20 protein-coding genes and 1 pseudogene are annotated in these 19,084 nt (G+C 67.8%); 5 read left to right on the top strand and 16 right to left on the bottom strand.

All coding sequences use genetic code 11. From position 1 onward, the window contains the following. Position 1: 1 nt before the first annotated feature. The 9 genes from B2K11_RS16360 to B2K11_RS16320 all read right to left on the bottom strand — a co-directional run bounded on the left by B2K11_RS16360 (position 2) and on the right by B2K11_RS16320 (position 8,119). Complete coding sequence (locus B2K11_RS16360; protein ID WP_163619787.1) at positions 2-673, bottom strand: hypothetical protein; 672 nt, start codon at positions 671-673, stop codon at positions 2-4. Then, positions 673-1,350 (bottom strand): hypothetical protein, encoded by a 678-nt coding sequence (locus tag B2K11_RS16355; RefSeq protein WP_163619785.1) that lies wholly within the window; start codon positions 1,348-1,350, stop codon positions 673-675. Before B2K11_RS16355 ends, B2K11_RS16360 begins: the two co-directional genes overlap by 1 nt. Further along, positions 1,347-2,384, bottom strand: a complete 1,038-nt coding sequence (gene pilM, locus B2K11_RS16350; RefSeq protein ID WP_163619783.1) for a pilus assembly protein PilM — start codon at positions 2,382-2,384, stop codon at positions 1,347-1,349. Before pilM ends, B2K11_RS16355 begins: the two co-directional genes overlap by 4 nt. Before the next feature lie 29 nt (positions 2,385-2,413). Then, positions 2,414-3,298: an A24 family peptidase gene (locus tag B2K11_RS16345; RefSeq protein ID WP_163619781.1), complete on the bottom strand. Its 885-nt coding sequence runs from the start codon at positions 3,296-3,298 to the stop codon at positions 2,414-2,416. Beyond that, a complete protein-coding gene (locus tag B2K11_RS16340) occupies positions 3,295-4,974 on the bottom strand; it encodes a hypothetical protein (protein WP_163619779.1) in 1,680 nt (559 codons plus the stop codon). The genes B2K11_RS16345 and B2K11_RS16340 overlap by 4 nt, the downstream gene beginning before the upstream one ends. Beyond that, positions 4,962-5,528, bottom strand: a complete 567-nt coding sequence (locus B2K11_RS16335) for a prepilin-type N-terminal cleavage/methylation domain-containing protein (protein ID WP_163619777.1) — start codon at positions 5,526-5,528, stop codon at positions 4,962-4,964. Before B2K11_RS16335 ends, B2K11_RS16340 begins: the two co-directional genes overlap by 13 nt. Further along, positions 5,516-5,941 (bottom strand): type II secretion system protein, encoded by a 426-nt coding sequence (locus tag B2K11_RS16330; RefSeq protein WP_275576770.1) that lies wholly within the window; start codon positions 5,939-5,941, stop codon positions 5,516-5,518. The genes B2K11_RS16335 and B2K11_RS16330 overlap by 13 nt, the downstream gene beginning before the upstream one ends. Before the next feature lie 93 nt (positions 5,942-6,034). Beyond that, positions 6,035-6,442, bottom strand: coding sequence for a type II secretion system protein (locus B2K11_RS16325; protein WP_163619773.1), 408 nt, complete (start codon positions 6,440-6,442; stop codon positions 6,035-6,037). 213 nt (positions 6,443-6,655) lie between these two features. Further along, positions 6,656-8,119, bottom strand: a complete 1,464-nt coding sequence (locus B2K11_RS16320; protein WP_163619771.1) for an O-antigen ligase family protein — start codon at positions 8,117-8,119, stop codon at positions 6,656-6,658. A gap of 582 nt (positions 8,120-8,701) precedes the next feature. Between B2K11_RS16320 and B2K11_RS16315 the strand changes: the two genes are divergently transcribed. After that, positions 8,702-10,087, top strand: a complete 1,386-nt coding sequence (locus B2K11_RS16315; protein WP_163619769.1) for an HNH endonuclease signature motif containing protein — start codon at positions 8,702-8,704, stop codon at positions 10,085-10,087. A gap of 131 nt (positions 10,088-10,218) precedes the next feature. Here B2K11_RS16315 and B2K11_RS16310 read toward each other — a convergent pair whose 3' ends face one another. The 6 genes and pseudogenes from B2K11_RS16310 to B2K11_RS16290 form a co-directional block, all read right to left on the bottom strand. Beyond that, positions 10,219-10,386, bottom strand: a complete 168-nt coding sequence (locus B2K11_RS16310) for a hypothetical protein (RefSeq protein ID WP_163619701.1) — start codon at positions 10,384-10,386, stop codon at positions 10,219-10,221. Between the two features lie 95 nt (positions 10,387-10,481). Further along, positions 10,482-11,477, bottom strand: coding sequence for a hypothetical protein (locus B2K11_RS16305; protein ID WP_239526168.1), 996 nt, complete (start codon positions 11,475-11,477; stop codon positions 10,482-10,484). 147 nt (positions 11,478-11,624) lie between these two features. After that, positions 11,625-11,741, bottom strand: a pseudogene (locus tag B2K11_RS20690) (DUF2510 domain-containing protein); the annotation flags it as partial. A gap of 110 nt (positions 11,742-11,851) precedes the next feature. Then, a complete protein-coding gene (locus B2K11_RS16300) occupies positions 11,852-12,151 on the bottom strand; it encodes a DUF1905 domain-containing protein (protein ID WP_163619766.1) in 300 nt (99 codons plus the stop codon). A gap of 66 nt (positions 12,152-12,217) precedes the next feature. Beyond that, complete coding sequence (locus B2K11_RS20795; protein ID WP_275576769.1) at positions 12,218-13,471, bottom strand: Fic family protein; 1,254 nt, start codon at positions 13,469-13,471, stop codon at positions 12,218-12,220. Between the two features lie 135 nt (positions 13,472-13,606). Beyond that, positions 13,607-14,035, bottom strand: a complete 429-nt coding sequence (locus B2K11_RS16290; protein WP_163619764.1) for an SRPBCC domain-containing protein — start codon at positions 14,033-14,035, stop codon at positions 13,607-13,609. 41 nt (positions 14,036-14,076) lie between these two features. Between B2K11_RS16290 and B2K11_RS16285 the strand changes: the two genes are divergently transcribed. Then, positions 14,077-14,508 carry a DUF1294 domain-containing protein gene (locus tag B2K11_RS16285; protein ID WP_163619762.1) on the top strand — a complete coding sequence of 144 codons (432 nt, stop codon included), beginning with the start codon at positions 14,077-14,079 and terminating at the stop codon, positions 14,506-14,508. 277 nt (positions 14,509-14,785) lie between these two features. Here the strand turns inward: B2K11_RS16285 and B2K11_RS16280 are convergent, their stop codons facing one another. Continuing rightward, positions 14,786-15,583 carry a glycosyltransferase family A protein gene (locus B2K11_RS16280; RefSeq protein WP_239526164.1) on the bottom strand — a complete coding sequence of 266 codons (798 nt, stop codon included), beginning with the start codon at positions 15,581-15,583 and terminating at the stop codon, positions 14,786-14,788. A gap of 50 nt (positions 15,584-15,633) precedes the next feature. Here B2K11_RS16280 and B2K11_RS16275 point away from each other — a divergent pair, with 50 nt between their 5' ends. The 3 genes from B2K11_RS16275 to B2K11_RS16265 all read left to right on the top strand — a co-directional run bounded on the left by B2K11_RS16275 (position 15,634) and on the right by B2K11_RS16265 (position 18,896). Then, on the top strand, positions 15,634-16,224 hold the full coding sequence (locus B2K11_RS16275; RefSeq protein ID WP_163619760.1) for a GNAT family N-acetyltransferase: 591 nt from the start codon (positions 15,634-15,636) through the stop codon (positions 16,222-16,224). Positions 16,225-16,338: 114 nt separating this feature from the next. After that, entirely contained in the window at positions 16,339-18,258 is a 1,920-nt protein-coding gene (locus B2K11_RS16270) for a glycosyl hydrolase family 28-related protein (protein WP_163619758.1), read from the top strand. Between the two features lie 236 nt (positions 18,259-18,494). Further along, positions 18,495-18,896, top strand: a complete 402-nt coding sequence (locus B2K11_RS16265) for a hypothetical protein (protein ID WP_163619756.1) — start codon at positions 18,495-18,497, stop codon at positions 18,894-18,896. Positions 18,897-19,084: the final 188 nt, after the last annotated feature.

Here is a 19,084-nt window from a genome sequence, read left to right as displayed (position 1 = left end):
GTCACCCTTCCGCGTCCACGAAGGTCAGCGCCGAGATCTGCACGTCGAACGTGCCCTCGCCGCTCTGCGTCGTGGTCGCCGTGATGCTGTTGAGCAGGCGCGGTCCGGCGCGCAGCGCGTCGAGGAACGCGGTCGCCTGCGCCATGTCGGTCGCGGTGGCGCTGATCACGAAATCGACCTGCTGTCGCCCGGCGTTGACGACCGGGTCGACGGGGGCTGCGGCATCCGTCGTTCCGGCTGTCGTGTCGGTCGCGCCCTCTGTCGCCGCCGGCGTCGGGGCGGGAGCCGGCGCGACCGCAGCCGCGTCGCCTTCGGTGGCGCCGGTGCGGGCCGTGAACGCGACCTGCTCGCCGGCGGTGATCGCGGTGAGGGAGACCCCGGATGCCTCGGCCGCGCGTGCGACGACCTCGAAGACGTCGTCGAGCTGTCCGGTCGCGGGAATCTGCGAGCGCAGTCCGGCGACGTCCGCGTTGATCTGGCCGAGGTTCTGCTCTTCCTCGTTCAGGTGGTCGACCTGGGCCTGGTAGATCGCGTTGGTGTTCGCGACGGTCGCGGTCTGCGCGTCGACGCCGACCGCCTGGAAGTACAGTGGCAGGGCGACGAGGAACACGCCGAGCGCGATGACGCCCAGCGAGACGATGAGTCCGAGCGCGGTGACGAGCTGCTTGGGCATCACTCGCTCCCTTCTTCTGCCGCGTACTGGTTCGAGTACACGGTCTGGTCGAACTCGACGTTGAGCAGGTACGCGAAGCGATCCGACGAGACCTGGCTCGACGTCACCGACTGGCCGTCGGCGTAGAGCACGCCCTCGACGCCGCGGAGCGACCGGATGATCGCGACGATATCGAGCGGCGTGGGGCTGTCGATGGTGACCGTGCCCACGATGCCCTGCTCGGCGGTCGGGTCGTCGCCTTGGGCGGCGCCGCCGACGGTGAAGTCGAAGCCCGTCAGCGTGGTCTCTTGGGGCAGGATGCCGGAGATCTTGGCGACCACGGGCGTCCAGGCGAGGTCGGCGGCCATGGCCTCGGTGCGGTAGTCCGTGAGTTCCGACTCGGTCGCGAGCGCCTGGCTGACCTCGGAGAGCGCGGAGATCTCGACGAGGAGCGCGTTGGTCTCCGCCTGCTCGGCGGCGAGGCGCTGGTCGGCGAGGAACTTGAACGCGAAGGCGCCGGCGATGATGAGGCACGCGACGAGGATGGCGCCGAGCACGATCCACACCCAGAGGCGCACGAGCTTGTCGCGTTCACGGCGAACGACCTCGCTGCGCGGCATGAGGTTGACGCGGGGTGCTCCCGAGAACGGCGCGGGAGCGAGAACGGCGACCGGAACGGCGACAGGAACGGCGGTCATCGGCGGGCCTCCCCGAGTGCGATGCCGATGGTGCCGACGAGGTTCAGCGAGACGTCGCCGGCGGGGGGCAGCGTCACGACCGAGACGACGTCGCCGGCCGACACGATGGTCATCGGCGTGTCGATGGCTGCGGTGAGCGCCGCCATCACGCCTTCGACCGCCGCGCCGGCGCCGGTCACGAACACCCGCGTCAGGGGCGCGGCGCCCGAGCGGCTGCCGAAGAAGGCCAGGGTGCTGCGCACACGCGCCGCAAGGTCGGAAGCTCCGGGCGGGGTCGCCGCGCGCAGCGCGCCGCGCGTACGGCCGGGAGCGGCCGCTGCGGCGACGCTGCCATGTCCGTTGCCGGTCGCGGCGGCGAGCTCGAGCTCGGGTTGGGCGACCTCGGCGCTGTGCCGGAGGGCGGCGGCGGTTGCGACGTCGATGGGCAGCAGGCGCACGAACAGCGGCACGCCGCCGCGCGAGATCACGACCTGCGTGGTGTGGTCGCCGATGTTGATGGTCGCGACGATCTCGTCCGGTGCGGCGAGCGAGGCCGTGGCGCGGGCGAGTCCGAAGGCGGCGAGGTCGACGGCCTGGGCACGCACCTTCACTTTGGCGAGCGTCGAGATGATCTGCTCGATGCTCTCCGACACCGCGGCGACGAGCAGGCCCGACACCTGGTCGCCGTTCTGGGCGAGCGGGAAGAAGTCGAGCACCGCCTGGCTCGCGGGCACCGGCAGCAGGTCTTGTACCTGGTAGGGCAGGGCCTCGCGCAGCAGGTCGGGTCGCATCGCCTGCGTCGTGTATTCGCGCACCAGGATGCGGCGGCTGGCGACGCCGAGCACGGCATCCTTGCTCTTGAATCTCGCGCCGGTCCACAGCTGCCGGAGCGCGACGGCGACGGCGCCCGCGTCGAGCACCTCCGAGTCCTTCGCGGCATCGGGTGGCAACGGCACCTCGCCGTATGCGATGAGCTGGGGTTTGCGACCGAGTGAGAGCTCTGCAGCGCGCACGCTCTCTTCGGTCACCTCCAGCCCCACGATCGTCTTCGCCATGATTTTCCCTTCCCCAAGACCGTCGACGCTCAGGCGCCGACGAAAAGATTCACGTACCACCGGCCGACGGCTTCGCCGGCGAACACTCCGGTCCAGGCGCCGAGGATCATCCACGGGCCGAACGGGATGGCGGTCTTGCGCCCCGCGCGGCGCAGCAGCAGCAGTGCGATGCCGAACACTCCCCCATAGAGGAACGCGGCGAACGCGCCGATGGCAAGGGCTCCCCAACCCAGCCAGCCGAGATAGATGCCGATGACTCCGGCGAGCTTGACGTCTCCCCCGCCCATCCCGCCCGGTCGGGCGAATCGCAGGAGTGCGTAGAACGCGTACATCACGACCATCCCGATCGCCGCGCGCAGCAGCAGCTCCCACTGGTTGCTGAGCCAGGCCGCGACGGTGAACAGGATGCCGGCCACGAGGTAGCTCGGCAGCACGATGCTGTTCGGCAGCCGGTGCGTGTCGAGGTCGATGAGCGTGAGCACGATCGAGATCGCCGCGAAGTACAGGAATGCGACGATGACCAGGGCGGCGGCCCAGACATCGGCGGGGTACACGATGCCGTCCCACGCGGGTGATTCGAGGTATGTCGGCAGCGTCGACCCGAGGAGCCCCTGGTAGACCGCGAGCCCCCACCACGTGACGACCGCGAATGCGATTGCCGTCAAGGCTTCGACGATCGGATAGCGCGCCGCGATCGGCGCTTTGCAGTTCGCGCATTTGCCGCGTAGGGCGAGCCATCCGATCACCGGGACGTTGTGCCACGGCTTGATGACCGCGTCGCAGTGCGGGCAGCGGCTCTCTCGCATCAGCGAGATCTTCGCCGGCACGCGGTAGGCGACGACGTTGAGGAACGACCCGATGAGGAGGCCGAAGATCCCAGAGACGACGACGAGGAAGGTGATGAATGCCGTCACGGCGCCGGATTCTCGATCTGCCGAGTGAGCGGTCCGAGACTCAGCGTCGGAGGCGGAGGAGTTCCCCCACCCGTTGCGGCCTCAGCGACCACAGCGCACCCCAGATCGATCGGGCCCCATGTCATGTCTGCACATTTGAATACCGGCTGCACCCAGCGGACGTTGCCGTCATCGTTCGAGTAGTACTGTCCGGTGAACTCGGTGTGATTGGCCATCCCGATCCCGCACGGCGTGTACATCATCATGCGGACGTCCGTTGCCGTTGCGATGTCGATCGAATCGCTCGCGGACGGCGTAACGCCGCACTGAGGTATGTGATTGGTCAGTGGTCCCGCGTCCCCGTGGATGAAAACCAACTGCGGTGTGTCGGGCGGCGTTGCCGTCGTAGTAATTGTGTCGATGTCGATGTCCATGTTGACAGTCGGCTTGACGAGGAACACCACATCCCGCGTGATCGCACCGTTTCCGAGCTTGATAGTCACATCACCCGTGCAGCTCGTGTAGTCGACCCCGACCTTTGTGTATGTGGGGTCGATCGCGGCCATCGCGGCCGGACGGACGTCTGTCCCATCGCAGGGAGCAGCCGGAAGCCAATAGACGTCGCTGCCCCAGCTGTTCCTGCTGGCTGAGATGTCCATCCACTGAGTCATGAGCAGGACTTGAGCCAGTGACGGGTCGATCATCGTGGTGCCGGGAGTGTCGCTAATGCACAGACCCGGTGTTGCGGGGTCAGGAGTGGTTGCGCATCTCTGAACCGATTGAGTGAGATTGCCGACTTGCGCGGGCTTGTCGATCGTGGAGATTCCGCCGGACTCATACTTGCCGCCGATACCAGCGGCATTCTTCCCGATGGTGAAAGTGCCATCGGTGTACACGTTGCCTGCAACACTCGAATCGTTCGCGGTGATGCTGACATCGCCCACAGCACGAATATCTCCACCGATTGTGGACTTCGCTGAAGCGATCGTCACCCTGCCGCTCGCAAAGATGGTTCCGGTAATTGTGCAGTCGTTATTGAGGTCTACATATCCGGCGAGCACCCACAGATTGCCGTCAATAGTCGTACCGCCACCACTGTTGCAGTCGAAGTTGCCGATACCTGTGTCGGGGTCCGGCCGAATAACAAGGTCGCCCTTGTAATCAGCCTTTGTTGCCTTGAATTCGCCAGAGAAGTAGGTCATGACCCCACCGGGTTGCTTCTGCGTCACCAACCAGGCGTAGTCCGATTCGATCGTGGTCGACGATGAGTCCGCTCCGGATCCAGTAGACGTCACCTGGATTACTGTCGTGGTCGCGTCCGGGCACGCAGCCGACAGCGACGCGAGGTCCTGGCCAGTCTGGGCCGTCACATCGTACGTTGGTTTCGTTGCGTCGTAACCTGATTCTGATTCCAGGTTGTACGCGCGGAACGACTTCATGTCGGCTGTCTTTTCCAGCGAACTGCACGCGGCGGGGTCCGAAACTGCCGCGATGATCGCGTCGCGGCCGGACTCTGCGGCGATGAATGCCTGAGTGCTGCTCTTGTTCCCCTGGTTCGCTCCGATGGTGAAGAACACGCTCGCAGCAATCGTCACCGCGATGACGAAGCCAACCAGCATGACGACAACCACCGTCACTAGGACAGCCCCGCTGTCGTCGCGATTGTGGTGCCGCATCCGCTGAATTAAGGCCAGCATGGTGTCCCTCCGGTCCCTCCGACGCGCATCGACACTTCGCCTTGAAACCGCACCGGCGCTGAATCCGTGGCGATCTCGAACGTATACGTGAGGACCTGTCCGTCCTTCTGGAACATTGGCAGTCCGTCGGCTGGCTCCACTTCGACGACCCACCGTTGTTGGGAGTCGTCGATCCAAACACTCGGCGAGGCCGCAGCCAGGTCAGTGGCAGCACGCTTCATCTGCGCCTTCCCTTCACCGAGATCGAATGCCTGGCACGTACGTGGATCAGCGCCCGTCGGGTCGTCGTAGACGGTGTGCACCCACAGTTGGGTATCGCCGTCCTGCGTCTTGAACTCCGTCGCGTTCCGCACCGCGCGCTCGATGGCTGAACTGACCAGTTGGCCGCGGTTCGTCGCCTCGCTGGTGGATAGCACATCATTCTGCGTCAGCCACGAGTTGATCAACACGGTTGCGATGCCGGCGAGCACGATCGTCGATACGAGGATCGCCACGATCAGTTCGATGAGCCCGAGCCCGCGGTCGTTGAGCCGTCCATCTTCTACGGGGAGCATGCTGTTGCCGCCTTGGCACCCTGGACATAGACCAGCGCAGAGACGGTCGCGAGCGTCCGCCCGCCCTGCTCCGCCGTCAGGTCGAGCGAGATGGCAGCGCCACCATCGATCGGGCACGAGGTGCAGTCGCCCGAGGAGCCGGCGGTAGTGAAGTCCCGCCCTGCACCGTCCTGGAAGATCTGTGTCGCACTCGCGTCGACCAGGTCATCGCATGTGGGCTGACCCTGTCGCACGTCTTCGACGATCGCGTTGAGTTGACGAGTCGCCGTTGCCACCGTCGATTGCTGCGACGAGTACTGGATGCCGTTGATGAGTGCAGGCAACAGCGCGATCGCGATGACTCCCAGTATGAACATCGCAATCACGACTTCGACAAGGCTGAACCCCGCAGCGTCCTCGCTACGACCCCTCATCCGCTCACCTCCCCAAGTGGCAGAATCCCCACGGACATCATGCCACGAGGGCCAGGGAATCGTCCCCGGCCCTCGTGCCAGTGGAATTGGGCCTTACGGAGTAGCGCTAACGCCCGTGCACCCAGGGCCTGCGACGGCCGCATGGCCGTCACCGTCAGTCGCGTTGACGCAGACGTTCGAGACCTCAGTGTTCTTGCCTGTGACGGGGGTCACCGTGATCTTGCCTGGCGTCCCACCAGAGGCGGCCGCGGCTTCCACGGTAGCCGTGTCATCCGGGTTGGCCAGCTTTGCAGCAACCGCAGTGGCGCCGTTGGCCGCAGCAGCGTCGACGGCGTTCTGTGCTGCTGTGTCCTGGATGTTGAAGAAGATCGGCACAGCGATCGCGACGAGGATGCCGAGGATCACAACGACGATGATGAGCTCGATGAGCGAGAAGCCCTTCTCGCCGTCTTCCTCGCGACGCTTCGCGGCCTCGAGGTAGTTCTTGATGGATGCACGCATGTGCGGTCTCCCCAGTGTCAGTTTCCGTTGAGTGCCCAGAACGTGACCAGCCACACACGCACGGCGATTATCCCAGTCGCTTGCATGTCCGGACCCGTCAGGGCCGGATGAAGAACCGCGGCTTGAACCGCGATGCCCCTCCCCGCCGACAATCATGCTGGAACATGCTCATGCATGCATCGCGAAGACGCTCACGATTTTGCAAGGTTTGGCTCAAGTGGTCCGTGATGATCCGATGCAGGAATGGGAGTAGCCTTCGGCAACCGGCCACGGCCATGTCGTGAACGACGGATCGCCCACTATCGCCAGGAGGACCACGACAACCGCACTCGCCACTCCCGTCCACGCAACGACCGTCAATGCCCGACTGCTCCGCCTCGCCAGCGCTGCGACCGGCGCCACTGCCGTCCCTCCGACCGTCGCCATCAGCCCCACGAGCATCGTGTAGTACAGGTCGTACTCGACTACGAGGTGTCCCACGGCTGCGACCGTCGCGGCAACGGCCCCCCATCGCATCGGATCGGCGCGCAGCGCCGGGGCGTCTGGCATCGGTCGCAATGACCGCACGACCAGCACCACGACGCCCACCACGAGCAGCAGCATCGGCAGGAGCCCGACGATTCCACCTTCGGCCCACGCGTAGGCCCACTCGTTGTGGGGGTGCCATTGCGCGACGGCGTCGTAGCAGACCGCCTCATCGGCGAACGTCAGCAGTCCCGTGCCGGTCAGCGGGTGATCCGCGCCGATGCGCCATGCCGCGATCCACCAGTCGATGCGAGCGCCGCCGAGAGAGTGAAACCCACCACGCTGCGTCATGGTGCCGAGCGGGTTGAGCCCGGCCGAAGTACCTGGGAAGAAAAGCGGACTCCGCAGGATCAGCGGCAGCAACACCACCCCCGCGATGACGAGCAACCATCGAACGACAGGCGACCTCTGTTTCTCGCGAAGCCCGACGATGAGCGCAGCCGCCAGCGCGGCAACCACCACTCCGCACGCGAGTGCGAAACCGTACCGCGAACCGGACAGCACCACGCCGGCACCGCAGATCGCAGCGCAGAGGGCGGCGAAGATCGACCAGACACCTCGGCCGAGCACCGCGACGAAGATGCCGGCCGCAAGTCCGAAAATCATCTCCATGGCGAACTGGTTGTGCCAGTCGAGCGTGCCCTTCATGAGGTTCCACGGCCTCGGCTGGACGGTCATCCACGCCGACCACGACAGCACGAATGCGCCTGCGCCAAGTCCGGCGACGAGTAGTCCGACAATCATCCGGCGCCGCGCCGTACGCGCCCATGCGGCGATCGCGAGGAACAGGATCGCTCCGTACGCGAGCTTCGACCCTCGAACGGTTCCCGTCGCGTCCCCGTGCGCGAGGGCGACGATCGCGATCGACAGCGGGAAGGATGCCGCACCGGCATGCAACCACCACGGCAGACGCCACGCGTGAGATGCGACCCATAGCGGGATCGCGGTCGCAACCGCCAGCCCGACGTCGAGCCGCTCAGTGGCGATCCCCCGGCCGGTCAGCCAGAACAAGCCCCACAGCGCGATGAACGCCGGCGCGCCGCGCCCGATGCGCATGAGCAGTTCACGCGCATCGACCGCGCCGTCGGCCGTGCGCGGCAAGCCGAACGCACCCTTGAGTTGATCGGTCCCCACCGATGTATCGGTCCCCATTCGCCGGATTCTATGGTGAGCCCGGCGCCGACCCGAGCGATCCGGTCGGATCCCGCGGATCCCTGAGCGTTTCTTGAGCACAGGAACGGCCGCGCGGCCACATCCGCTCGCCGCGACCGCGACCGCGCTGGGGAACTGCAGCCGGCGGCATCCGTTCCCCCGCCGATGATGTCGTTGCGCTCCCCTACCACGCGCGCGTGGCGAAGCAACCGACGAAGCAGCGGATATTCGTATCTCGTGCGCGCGACCTGTTGCGATCCGATGTCTATCGGCGAGCGACCAGACGCGGGGTCAAACTCCTTGGGGCCGGTCTTGTCGCCGCGCTCGATGTGGGGGGGAATCGCGATCACGATCTGGCTGCCCGACGCGAATGGATCAGGCGATGCGCCTGCCTTTCCTCGAGTGGGTGACCTGTTCTCCGTCACCGTCGACCCTGTGCTCCCGTCGTTGGTTGGCGCGCTCCTGACTCTTGCCGTGATCAACGCCAGCGATCCGATCTGACCAGTCGACGCTGTATCCTGTGCCCATCGACCGTTATCGTATTTACTTTCGAATGTCTGTGAACTTGGATAGTGTTGATATGTGAGCATCTCAGCGAACATGGAAGCCGATCTGGAGTGGCGCGCTGACCTTGCCGACCCCTACTTCCTGCCGGCGGATGACTCGTCGGACGATGAGCTGACTCACCCCGATGTCGCGGTGGCCGCGCTCGAAAGCAGCGGCGAAGCGCATACCGTCGCGGTCACCGCGCTCGAAGGCCTCAGCATTCGCGCTCGAGTGCTGATCGCCGACGAGTACGCCGCCATCGCGACGATAATGACGGATGCCGCGGCCTGCCCTGACCCGTGGGTTGGGCCCGATCCGACTCAGGATCCGGCCTGGCGCGACCCTCAGGGCCGTCCGGCCGTCAAGGTTCGCGCGGAGCGGCGGAACATCGCTGTCCGCGCGGCGGCGCTCGACATAGCAGTGCGGCTGGGGATGTCGGAGTTCGCCGTGCGCACGCGGGCCTCGCACGCCGACACCCTGCGCGAACGATGCCCGCGGGTCTGGAACGCTTTCCGTGCCGGACTCGTGTCCGCTCAGAACGCGACGACCGTGGCGCAGCAGGCGGCATCGTTTCCCGACGACGCCCCCGAGGCATGGGCGCGGTTCGACGAGGCCGTCGCGACGGCGGCGCGGACGCTCTCGCCCGGCAAGTTCCGAGTGCGCGCGCGCGTCGCGCGCGAGCGCGTCCACCCTGAGTCTGTCGAGCTGCGCCACCAGCGGGCAGCCGAAGATCGCAACGCGTGGTTCCAGGCAGACCATGACGGCATGGCGACGCTCACCGTGTTCGGGCCCGTCGAAAAGGTCCTCGCCGCACACGATCGCGCCGACGCCCAAGCCCGGCATCTGCGAGCGCAGCCGGGCGAGGAGCGCACGCTTGCGCAACTCCGCGCCGACGTGCTGCTCGATCTGATGACGACCGGAACGATCGACGAGGCGGAGACACGTCGTCGCCGGCCATCCGTCGCGATCACCGTCCCCGTGATGACGCTGCTCGGCCTCGACGACGAGCCCGCCACGCTCGACGGCTACGGCCCCATCGACAGCGAGACGGCCCGCCGGCTCGCCGGAGAGGCCACCAGCTGGGTGCGGATCCTTACCCACCCGATCAGCGGCACCGTCCTCGACGTCGACCGCACCACCTACCGCGTCCCGAAGGCGCTGCGAAGATGGCTCGGCGTGCGCGACCCCGTCTGCATCGGCCCGGGGTGCACTCGCCCCGCTCGGACCTGCGACATCGATCATCGAATCGATTGGCAATACGGCGGAGCGACAGCCGACACCAACCTCGGGCCGCTCTGCGAGCCACACCATGTCATCAAGTCCAAGAGCAGATGGACGCTCTACCGCGACGAGATGACGGGTGCGACCTGGTGGGTCACACCCACCGCGCTCGACCTGCCCATCGAGCCTGCGCCCTGGTAAGAGAACGCCGACCGCCGCGCCCACGCGCTGTCGGGTGAGGTCTCAAGTGCGGCCGGCGCTACGCGGTAGGGCAGCGGTCGCGAGCGCGCGCTCCATGTCGACGTTGTCGCCCACACGGACGACCTCGCGGGTCATGCGGGATGGCCGTGGTCTTCGACGTCGGGCTGCGCACGGTTGAGGTCAGCGATCTCCTCTTCCGGGCGAGGTGGGATGGTCTCGTCGTCCTCGAGCTCAGGAATGCTCGACTCACCAGGCTCGGGCACATGAGGGGCGGACGGATCCTCGCGGGGAATCAACACTCGGGTCCTCCCTTCGAACACACACAGCGTACGGCGATATCGACGTCCCGTGGCGCCTCGACGAGCGATCGCCGCAGGCGGGACGCGGCGGGCCGTCAAGCGAGAATCGCGAGCGCCTGCTCCGTGGCGACGATCACGAGCCAGGCGACGAGCACGACGGACACCGCGAGGGCCACCGCCGACATCACCTTGCCGGTGCGCCGCTGGCCCGCCACGATCAGCCCGCCGACCGCGAGGAAGAACGCACCCGCAGCGAACGCGACGCTCACCAGACTCACCAGCCCGGCGATCGTCTGATCCCAGCCCGCCAGCCACATCACGACTGCCAGCCCGCCGATCACGGCCAGCGCCAGCAGCACGATCGACGCGATCGCCGGCACGTTCCGCGGAGTCGCCTCGGGAAGCGGCGGCCGCATCGCGCCGATGTACGAACTCGCGACCGGCTGATAAACGATCGGCGTCGGCGGGCGCTCCACCGCCGGCGGCGGCCGGCGCGGCACGATCTGGTCAGGGATGGGTCCGACGCTCGCCGCGTGCGGCTCCGCCGCCGGTGCGCCGGATGACGGAGATTCGGATGCCGCAAGAGGAGCGTCAGTCGGAGGAGATGCGGATGCCGGCATCGCAGCGTCAGGCGCGCCGTCAGACGGCTCGCCCGCACCGGCGGGAAGAGCCAACGACGAGGGAGCGGGCCAGGCGTGGGCAGCAGGACGATCCTCGGCGCCCGGCGCGACGTCGTTCGTGCCACGCTCATGCGCGCGCCCCGACTCCCCCGGGCCCGCCTCGACGACGTCGACCGCCTCGCCCGCGAGGGTCGGCTCCGCCTCACTGGCGGCCGGGTGCATCCGGCCGTCGCGTCGGTATGGCACCCCCTGGTCCGCGTCGCTCGTCGGCACCACCGCCTCGCGCTCCGTCCCAGCCTCCGCCCGCACCGGGGCGGCCTCCGCCGTCGCCGCAGCGTTCGCCGGCGCTGCGGCGGCATCCGCCGTACCCGTCTCCGCATCCGCATCCGCATCCGCATCCGCGGCAGCGTCCGCGGGTACTCCAGCGGCATCCGCCGTACCCGTGCCCGCGTCCGCAGCGTCCGTCGTCACCGCGGCAGTCTGCGAAGCGCCGCGCCGCACCCGCCTTGTCGGCGGCGCGGTCGGCGTCGCGAGGGAATCAGGCACAACCGAATCGGGCCCAACCGAATCGGGCCCAGCGTGATCGGGCAGACCCTCGACGGCGGCTGCGGCATCCGTCATTGCCGGACGGAAGTCCTCCGTCCAGGCAGCACCGTCCCACCACCGCAGGCGGTCGGCGCGCGATGCGTCCCTGTACCAGCCCGGCGGTGGTCCCCCCTGAGACCCGTCCGACATCATGCTCCCCAGCAGAATGATTCTCGCCGGGGCCCAACTTACCGGACCGATGGAACTGGCAGTATCACGGCAGACGCTCGCACGCTGCGGGTGAGCGCACGCGGCCGAACTCAGCCGTCGAGCACCTCGAGTCGGACGGTCACCGGGCCGCCGTCAACGAGCTGCTCGGCATCCCTCACCGCCTTCTTGAGCGGCAGCACGTACGAATCCGTCTCCGCCAGCGGGAAGATCGACGTGGTCCACTCGCTGCCACCGACACGCGCGCGAACGCGAACCGACCCGAACCCCCGATACGGCCGCGGAATCTCGCGGATCTCCGCGCCCAGCTCGGGCGGAACGGCGGTGAAGAACCAGGAGGAGTCCTCCCTCGCCGCCCAGCGGAACACGTCGCTGTCGAACTCGATGATCACGCTCCGACGTTAGCGCCGGCCACCGACGAGCAGGGGCCAGTACTTCGCCGCCCGAGCTCGGCCTCTTCAGCGGTGCATGCTGCGTCGAATCGTCGCGGCGTACTCATCGAGCACGCCGAGGACGCCGTCGTGCTGCCAGATGCGGTTGCGAGCACGCCCGGTGCGCTCACTCACCACACCCCGCTCGACGAGGGTGTCGACCGCGCGCAGCGCCGCAAGACGGCTGATCCCCAAGGCCGACACCAGGTACTTGGTGTTCACAATCGGCTGGCCCACAAGTCGCGGGAGCACTCTCCACACCGTGGAATCGGCACGCACACCCGCGAGCTTCTCGCGTGACGACGCCACCTGGTCCACCAGGCCGTCGACGAGCACGCGGCCGGTGGCCGCGGCGAAACGGGATGCGTCGGCGAATCGCCGGATGATCGGGCCGGCGTCTCCGTCACGAAAGGCGGTGAGGGCGCGGAAGTATCCGGAGAGGTCCGTGAGCAGGCCGGCCGAGATCGGGATCGTCGTATGCGCCGACAGTCCCTTCGCACGGAGCATCGCCTGCGCCAGCGCTCGTCCCGTCCGGCCATTGCCGTCCACGAACGGGTGAATGGTCTCGAATTGCGCGTGGGCCACGGCGATCTGCGCGAGGATCGGCACGTCGGCGCGCTGCGCGAATGCGAGAACATCGCGCACGGCGGAGGGTACGAGGTCGTGCTGAGGGGCGATGAAGTCGGCGCCGATCGGGCCGGCATTGTCCCGCCCCCCGATCCACACCAGTTCACGCCGGAAGCGCCCTGCCTCCTGTTCCATGCCGACCTGCTTCGACATCAGCTCGCGATGCATGGTGAGCACACTGGCCTCATCGAGCTTGTCGGCCAGGCGCAGCGCGGCTTCCATCGAGCGGACGTTGCCGACGACCGTCAGCGCGTTCGCTTTGTCGCCCTCGTCGATCTCGGCGAGCGCCAGCTGTTTCGCGGATGTCGTGAGCTGTTCGATCTGACTGCTCGAGGCGCTCTCGGTCCGCAGCAGAATCGCCGACATCGGCGCGAACGCCGGGTCGCTCGAACCCAGCCGCCCAAGTGCGTATCGATCGAACTCGTGGATGGCCAGCGTCGCGTCCTCGAAGTCGGCGGCATCTTCTGCGCCCACCCGAGGAGACCACAACGCGAGCGATCCCGTGACGGCCGATTCGTAGACCCCGGTCTGACGAGCAACCTCAGTCTTCGAGAAGATCTCAGGAGCACGCGGCCGCCAGTCGTGGCGTTGCCACTGCACAGGAGCGACCTCGATCGGCGTCTGGCCCTCTCGCGGTCGAGCATCTGCAGTCACACCGCCAGATTATCATCATATAAGTCAGTAACTGATACTAAGACTGAACCTTGTTATCGCTTTGCATGGTCGGCGCACAGGGCAGCCCTCAGCCGACTCCACCCTCGGGCGGGCACGCGCGGCCTGCGGCATGGGTCACAGGTGCTCGCCCGGAGCCCCACCATGCCGGTCCACCAGGCGTTGCAGGCAGGTCGACCAGCCGTCGACGTGCTGATCCCGCTCCTCGGCGCTCGCGAAGCCCGACTGGCGCACGATCACACGGGTCGCGGCCTCCGCTGCCGATTGCAGTTCGATCTCGACGTCGGTCGCGTGCTCCTCCCCCTCCCACCGCCAGGAGAGCCGCAGGGCGCGCGGCGGCTCGAGCGTGAGCACCTTCGCCTCCACGGCGAGGTCCGCCGCGAGCGACCGCACCTCCCAGCGGCCCAGCTCGCGCAACTCGATGACCGCGGCGGTCTCGAAGTGCGACGGCCAGAACCACTCCGCGAGCCGGTGTGCCACCGTGAACTCGCGCCACACCACGTCGACGGATGCCGCCACCAGCGCCTCTTCGGTGAGCTCATGCATGCTCACACGGTACGCCGGGGCCTCGCCATAAGATCGAGCGCATGTCGAACGCGCGCCCCCGGCCATCCCTCGCGACGCCTGACCGGCCGGGTCGAGACCTCTCGAAGCCGCTGCCGCCGGCACTCAGCTGGATCACGCTGCTCGTCTTCGCCGTCGGATTCGCCGTCGCGTACCTCGTGTTCGGCCTCGCGTGGTGGGTGCCCGTTCTGTATGGCGCCGCGAGCCTCGTCGCGTTCGCGGCCTACGGCATCGACAAGTCGGCGGCCCGACGCGGTGCCACACGCATCTCGGAGCAGACGCTGCTCCTGCTGGGACTCGTCGGCGGCTGGCCGGGAGCACTGGTCGCGCAGCAGCTGTTCCGCCACAAGACCCGCAAGCGGTCGTTCCGCCGCGCGTTCTGGGGCACGGTCGGAGTGAACGTGCTCGTGCTCGCGGCTGCCGTGTACGTCGCCGCCGGCACGTCCCCGTTCTGACCCCACTGCGCGAGCGCTTCTCCGCGACGTCACGAGACGCGACCCGGGGGCGGAGTATTCGGGTTGCTCCGCCCTCGGGTCGCCGTTCTCTCGCGTCGGGGTGGATTCGTCAACGCCGAACACCCCTCCCACATGGAAGGCTACGACCGCGCCGAGCCGCGACGACTGGGGGTTGACAAGTGTGCGCCGACCGCGCTCGGAGCACCGCATGACACAGACCGGTGCGACGACGTCAGCTGCGGTACTCGACCGCGGCGTCAGTGCGTACTCGGCTGCGTCAGCGTCCGTACCCCGGCGCCCAGTCGTCGCCGCCGGGAGCCCATTCATCGGAGGATGCGGAGCCTGCCGAAGGCTGGGTACGACGCCACGCCGCGCCCTCCGGCCAGCTGACAGCGAAGGTCGACGCGACCTTGAACACCCGTCGCGACAGACCCGACACGGTCTGCACGGGACGCGCCGACACCGGCATGCGGAGCTGAGGGTCGTATCGCACGCCGTCGGAAGGCCGCAGGCGGATGGTCAGGTCGAGGTCGTCATGGATGCGGGCGTTGTCGCGATCGACCTGCTCGCGCACCCGCTCCCACACCCTTGCGCGCATCGCGAAGTTCGATCCGAACACGAGCGGGATGCCGAGCCACTTCTTGATCCAGTAGTGCCCACCCCCGATGTACCAGTGCTCGCCGAGGTAGTTCTGCAGCGGCGTGCCGCCGTAGAACTCCGCGCCACCGGTCAGCACCCCGAGCGAGGGGTCGGAGACGAACGCGCGCACGAGCTTCGCGACCCAGTCGGGGTGCGGACGCGAGTCGGCGTCGAGCCGCGCGATGATGTCGGCACCGCCCAGCGCCTCGTCGTAACCGTGCGCTGCCGCAGGCCAGATGCCGATCGACGACTCGTGCACGACGACGGCGTCGTGCACGCGGGCGACAGCGGCGGAGGCATCCGTGCTGGCGTTGTCGACGACGATCACGACATCCGCCTGGTGGGTCTGGGCGGCGAGGGCGGTCAGGCACGCGTCGAGGTAAGCCGCGTCATTCCGGCACGGAATGACCACGGCGACGCGAGGGGCGAGGGGCACAAGCGCCACCCTACTCCCGGGCTGTCGGCGCCCGGCGCTACTCTGCCGACATGAGCAGCGGACTGCGTTTCGCTCCCGCGAACGAGGCGTCGTGGGATGACCTGCAGGCGATTCTCACGGGCGCCGCGGGACGCTGCCAATGTCAGCGCCAGCGCCTCGGAGACCACGACTGGTGGTACATGCCCGCATCGGAACGCGCCGCGATCCTGCGCGCAGAGACTCACTGCGACGACCCGCGGGCGACCGACACCATCGGCATCGTCGCCTACCAGGACGACGAGCCGGTCGCCTGGGGCGCGGTCGACCGACGCGGCGTGTACGGACGCCTGCGGGGGTCGCCCGTGCCCTGGCAGGGACGTGACGAAGACCCCGACGACGAGACCGTCTGGGCCATCACGTGCCTGGTCGTTCGCAAGGGTCATCGCCGCGAGGGTCTCACGTATCCGCTGGTCGCGGCGGCAGCTGAGCACGCCCGTTCTCGCGGCGCATCGGCCGTCGAGGGCTACCCGCTGCTGACCGGGGGCGCCGACATCACGTGGGACGAGCTCAACGTCGGACCCGTCGGCCCGTTCCTCGCTGCCGGCTTCCGCGAGGTGTCTCATCCGACGAAGCGGCGACTCGTCATGCGCCTCGACTTCTGACGATCCAGCAACCGCTCTCCCGAAATTGGTGGTTGAGACCGCTCCCACGTTTGGTTACAGTCCGGTAAGTAAGCGGCATCCGCCGCGGTCATCCCTCAACGGAGAGGACTTCTCATGCCCGCACCCGTTCCCCGCCCCGCGGCGCCGATCGCACGCACCGCGCGAACCGCGCGAACCCTGCGCATCGCCGCGGTGGTTACCGGCACCGCGCTCATCGCGAGCGCACTGCTGGCCGCGCCTGCGACCGCTGCGCCACCACGCACGGTCGATCCCTTCGACCCGGACTTCGGCCCCAACGTCACGATCTACTCCCCCGACACACCGGTCGCCGACATCCGTGCCGAACTCGACGCCCTGCACGCGCAGCAGGTCGATGCCGAGATGAGCACGGAGCGCCAGGCGGTGTACTTCCTTCCGGGCGAGTACGGCTCGGCCGCCGATCCGCTGCAGGTGAAGGTCGGCTACTACACCGAGATCGCGGGCCTCGGCGCCTCGCCCGAGGACGTCACGATCAACGGCGCGGTGGAGGTCTACAACCGCTGCCTCGCCGACGGCGGCACGGGCAACTGCCTGGCCCTCGTCAACTTCTGGCGGACGATCTCGAACCTGTCGATCGACATCCAGGCGGCGGACCGCGGCTGCCGCACCGGCACGGACTTCTGGGCCGTGTCGCAGGCGGTGTCGATGCGCCGCCTCGACGTCGCGGGCGGCAACCTGTCGCTGATGGACTACTGCACCGCAGGCCCGCAGTACGCGAGCGGCGGCTTCATCGCCGACTCGCGGCTGCCCAACGTGATCAACGGCTCGCAGCAGCAGTGGCTCATCCGCAACAGCGAGGTGGCCGGCTGGTCCAACGCCGTCTGGAACCAGGTGTTCTCGGGCGTCGTCGGCGCACCCGACGACGGGGCCTTCCCCGACCCGCCGTACACGACGCTCGATGAGACTCCGCTCAGCCGCGAGAAGCCGTACCTGTACGTCGACGACGAGGGCCGCTACAACGTGCGGGTGCCCGCCGCGCAGCAGGACTCGCGCGGAGTCACCTGGGCCGACGGCGAGACCGCGGGCCGCAGCATCCCGATCACCGAGTTCTTCATCGCGACGCCCGACGACTCGGTGAAGGCCATCAACAACGCGCTCGCGCGTGGCCGGCACCTGATCCTCACGCCCGGCGTGTACGACGTCGCCCAGTCGATCCAGGTCAAGCGCGCGAACACGGTGGTGCTCGGCCTCGGCCACGCGACGCTCACAGCCGTGGGCGGTGCGGTTCCGCTGGAGGTGAAGGATGCCGACGGCATCGTCGTCGCGGGAGTCACCATCGACGCCGGCACCGAGCTCTCGCCGGTGCTGCTGCGCGTCGGCGCGGCCGACAGCGACAAGGTGCTCGACCCGGCGAACCCGATCACGCTCAGCGACGTGTACTTCCGCGTCGGCGGGCCGCACATCGGCAAGACGACCACCGCGCTCGAGGTGAACGCCGACAACGTGCTCATCGACCACACGTGGGTGTGGCGCGGCGACCACGGGATCGAGGGCTTCGACCCGAACGACGGCGTCAACGGCGACAACCAGCGCTGGGCGACCAACACCGGCACCGTCGGCGTCATCGTCAACGGCGACGACGTCACCGCGACCGGGCTCTTCGTCGAGCACTTCCAGACGTACAACACGCTCTGGAACGGCGAGAACGGCCGCGTCGTGCTGTACCAGAACGAGCTGCCGTACGACCCGCCGACGCAGGCCGACTGGACGCAGCCGAACGGCACGCTCGGCTACCCCGGGTACAAGGTCGCAGACGACGTCACCACGCACCGCCTCGACGGCGCCGGCGTCTACGTGTTCAACCAGAACAACCCGTCGATCCTGACGGCGAACGGGTTCGAGGTGCCCGAGACGCCCGGCGTGCAGCTGCACCACATCATGACGGTGAACCTGTCGGCGGGCACGGTCCAGCACGTCGTCAACGGCATCGGCGGGCAGGCCGACAACACGAACACGGGCACCCCGCAGTTCGTGGTGGACTACCCGCTGCCGTGACCCTCTCGGTCGTTGAGCGAGCGAAGCGAGACGAAACGCGGCAAGACCCTCTCGCAAGCCCTGGGCGTTTCGTCTCGCTCGTTCCTCGCTCGCTCAACGACCGGAACGGGTGCCTCGGCCCACGCGACACGCGGGGGTCGGGGCATCCGTCTTCCTGTGCGCGGCGGCGGTTCGGATCTAGCATTCGAGCAACCGCCCACGCACAGTCGCGCGGGCCTTCGGGAACGGAGAACGCCATGACCGATGTGGAAGAGCAGAGCTGGACCGGATGGGTGATGTTCGGCGGGATCGTCATGATCATCGCGGGCGCGATCGACGCCCTCCTGGGATTGACGGCGATCCTGCTGCCTTCGAACGAGTACCTGTTCCTCACGGATGAAGCCGTGATCCTGCTCGATGCGGCGGGCTGGGGCTGGTGGCACCTGATCATCGGCGCCGCCATCGTCTTGGTCGGCATCTTCGTGCTGCGGGGCGCCACCTGGGCGCGGATCGTCGGTGTCGTGCTGGTCTCGATCAACGCCATCAGTCAGCTGGGACTCCTCGCCGTGCAGCCCCTGTGGTCCCTCATCATGATCCTGCTCGACATCATCGTGATCTTCGCGCTGATCGTCCACGGCCGGGAACTGAAGCGCACCTGACGCGCGGGCAAGACCGTAGGGCGACGGAGAGCGAGAAGCGCGACGAACGACCTCACAGCCGTCATGGGCCGGGTCCGGCGCGTTTCGTCTCGCTCGTTCCTCACTCGCTCAACGACCGGGCCGCTGATTCGACCCGTGACTTCACAGCCGTCATGGGCCGGGTCCGGCGCGTTTCGTCTCGCTCGTTC

The sequence above is a fragment of the Microbacterium sp. B35-30 genome, from assembly GCF_010634855.1.
GTDB lineage: Bacteria > Actinomycetota > Actinomycetes > Actinomycetales > Microbacteriaceae > Microbacterium.
The sequence above is the reverse complement of the archived record's forward strand: the minus strand, read 5'-3'. Positions and strand labels throughout refer to the sequence as shown.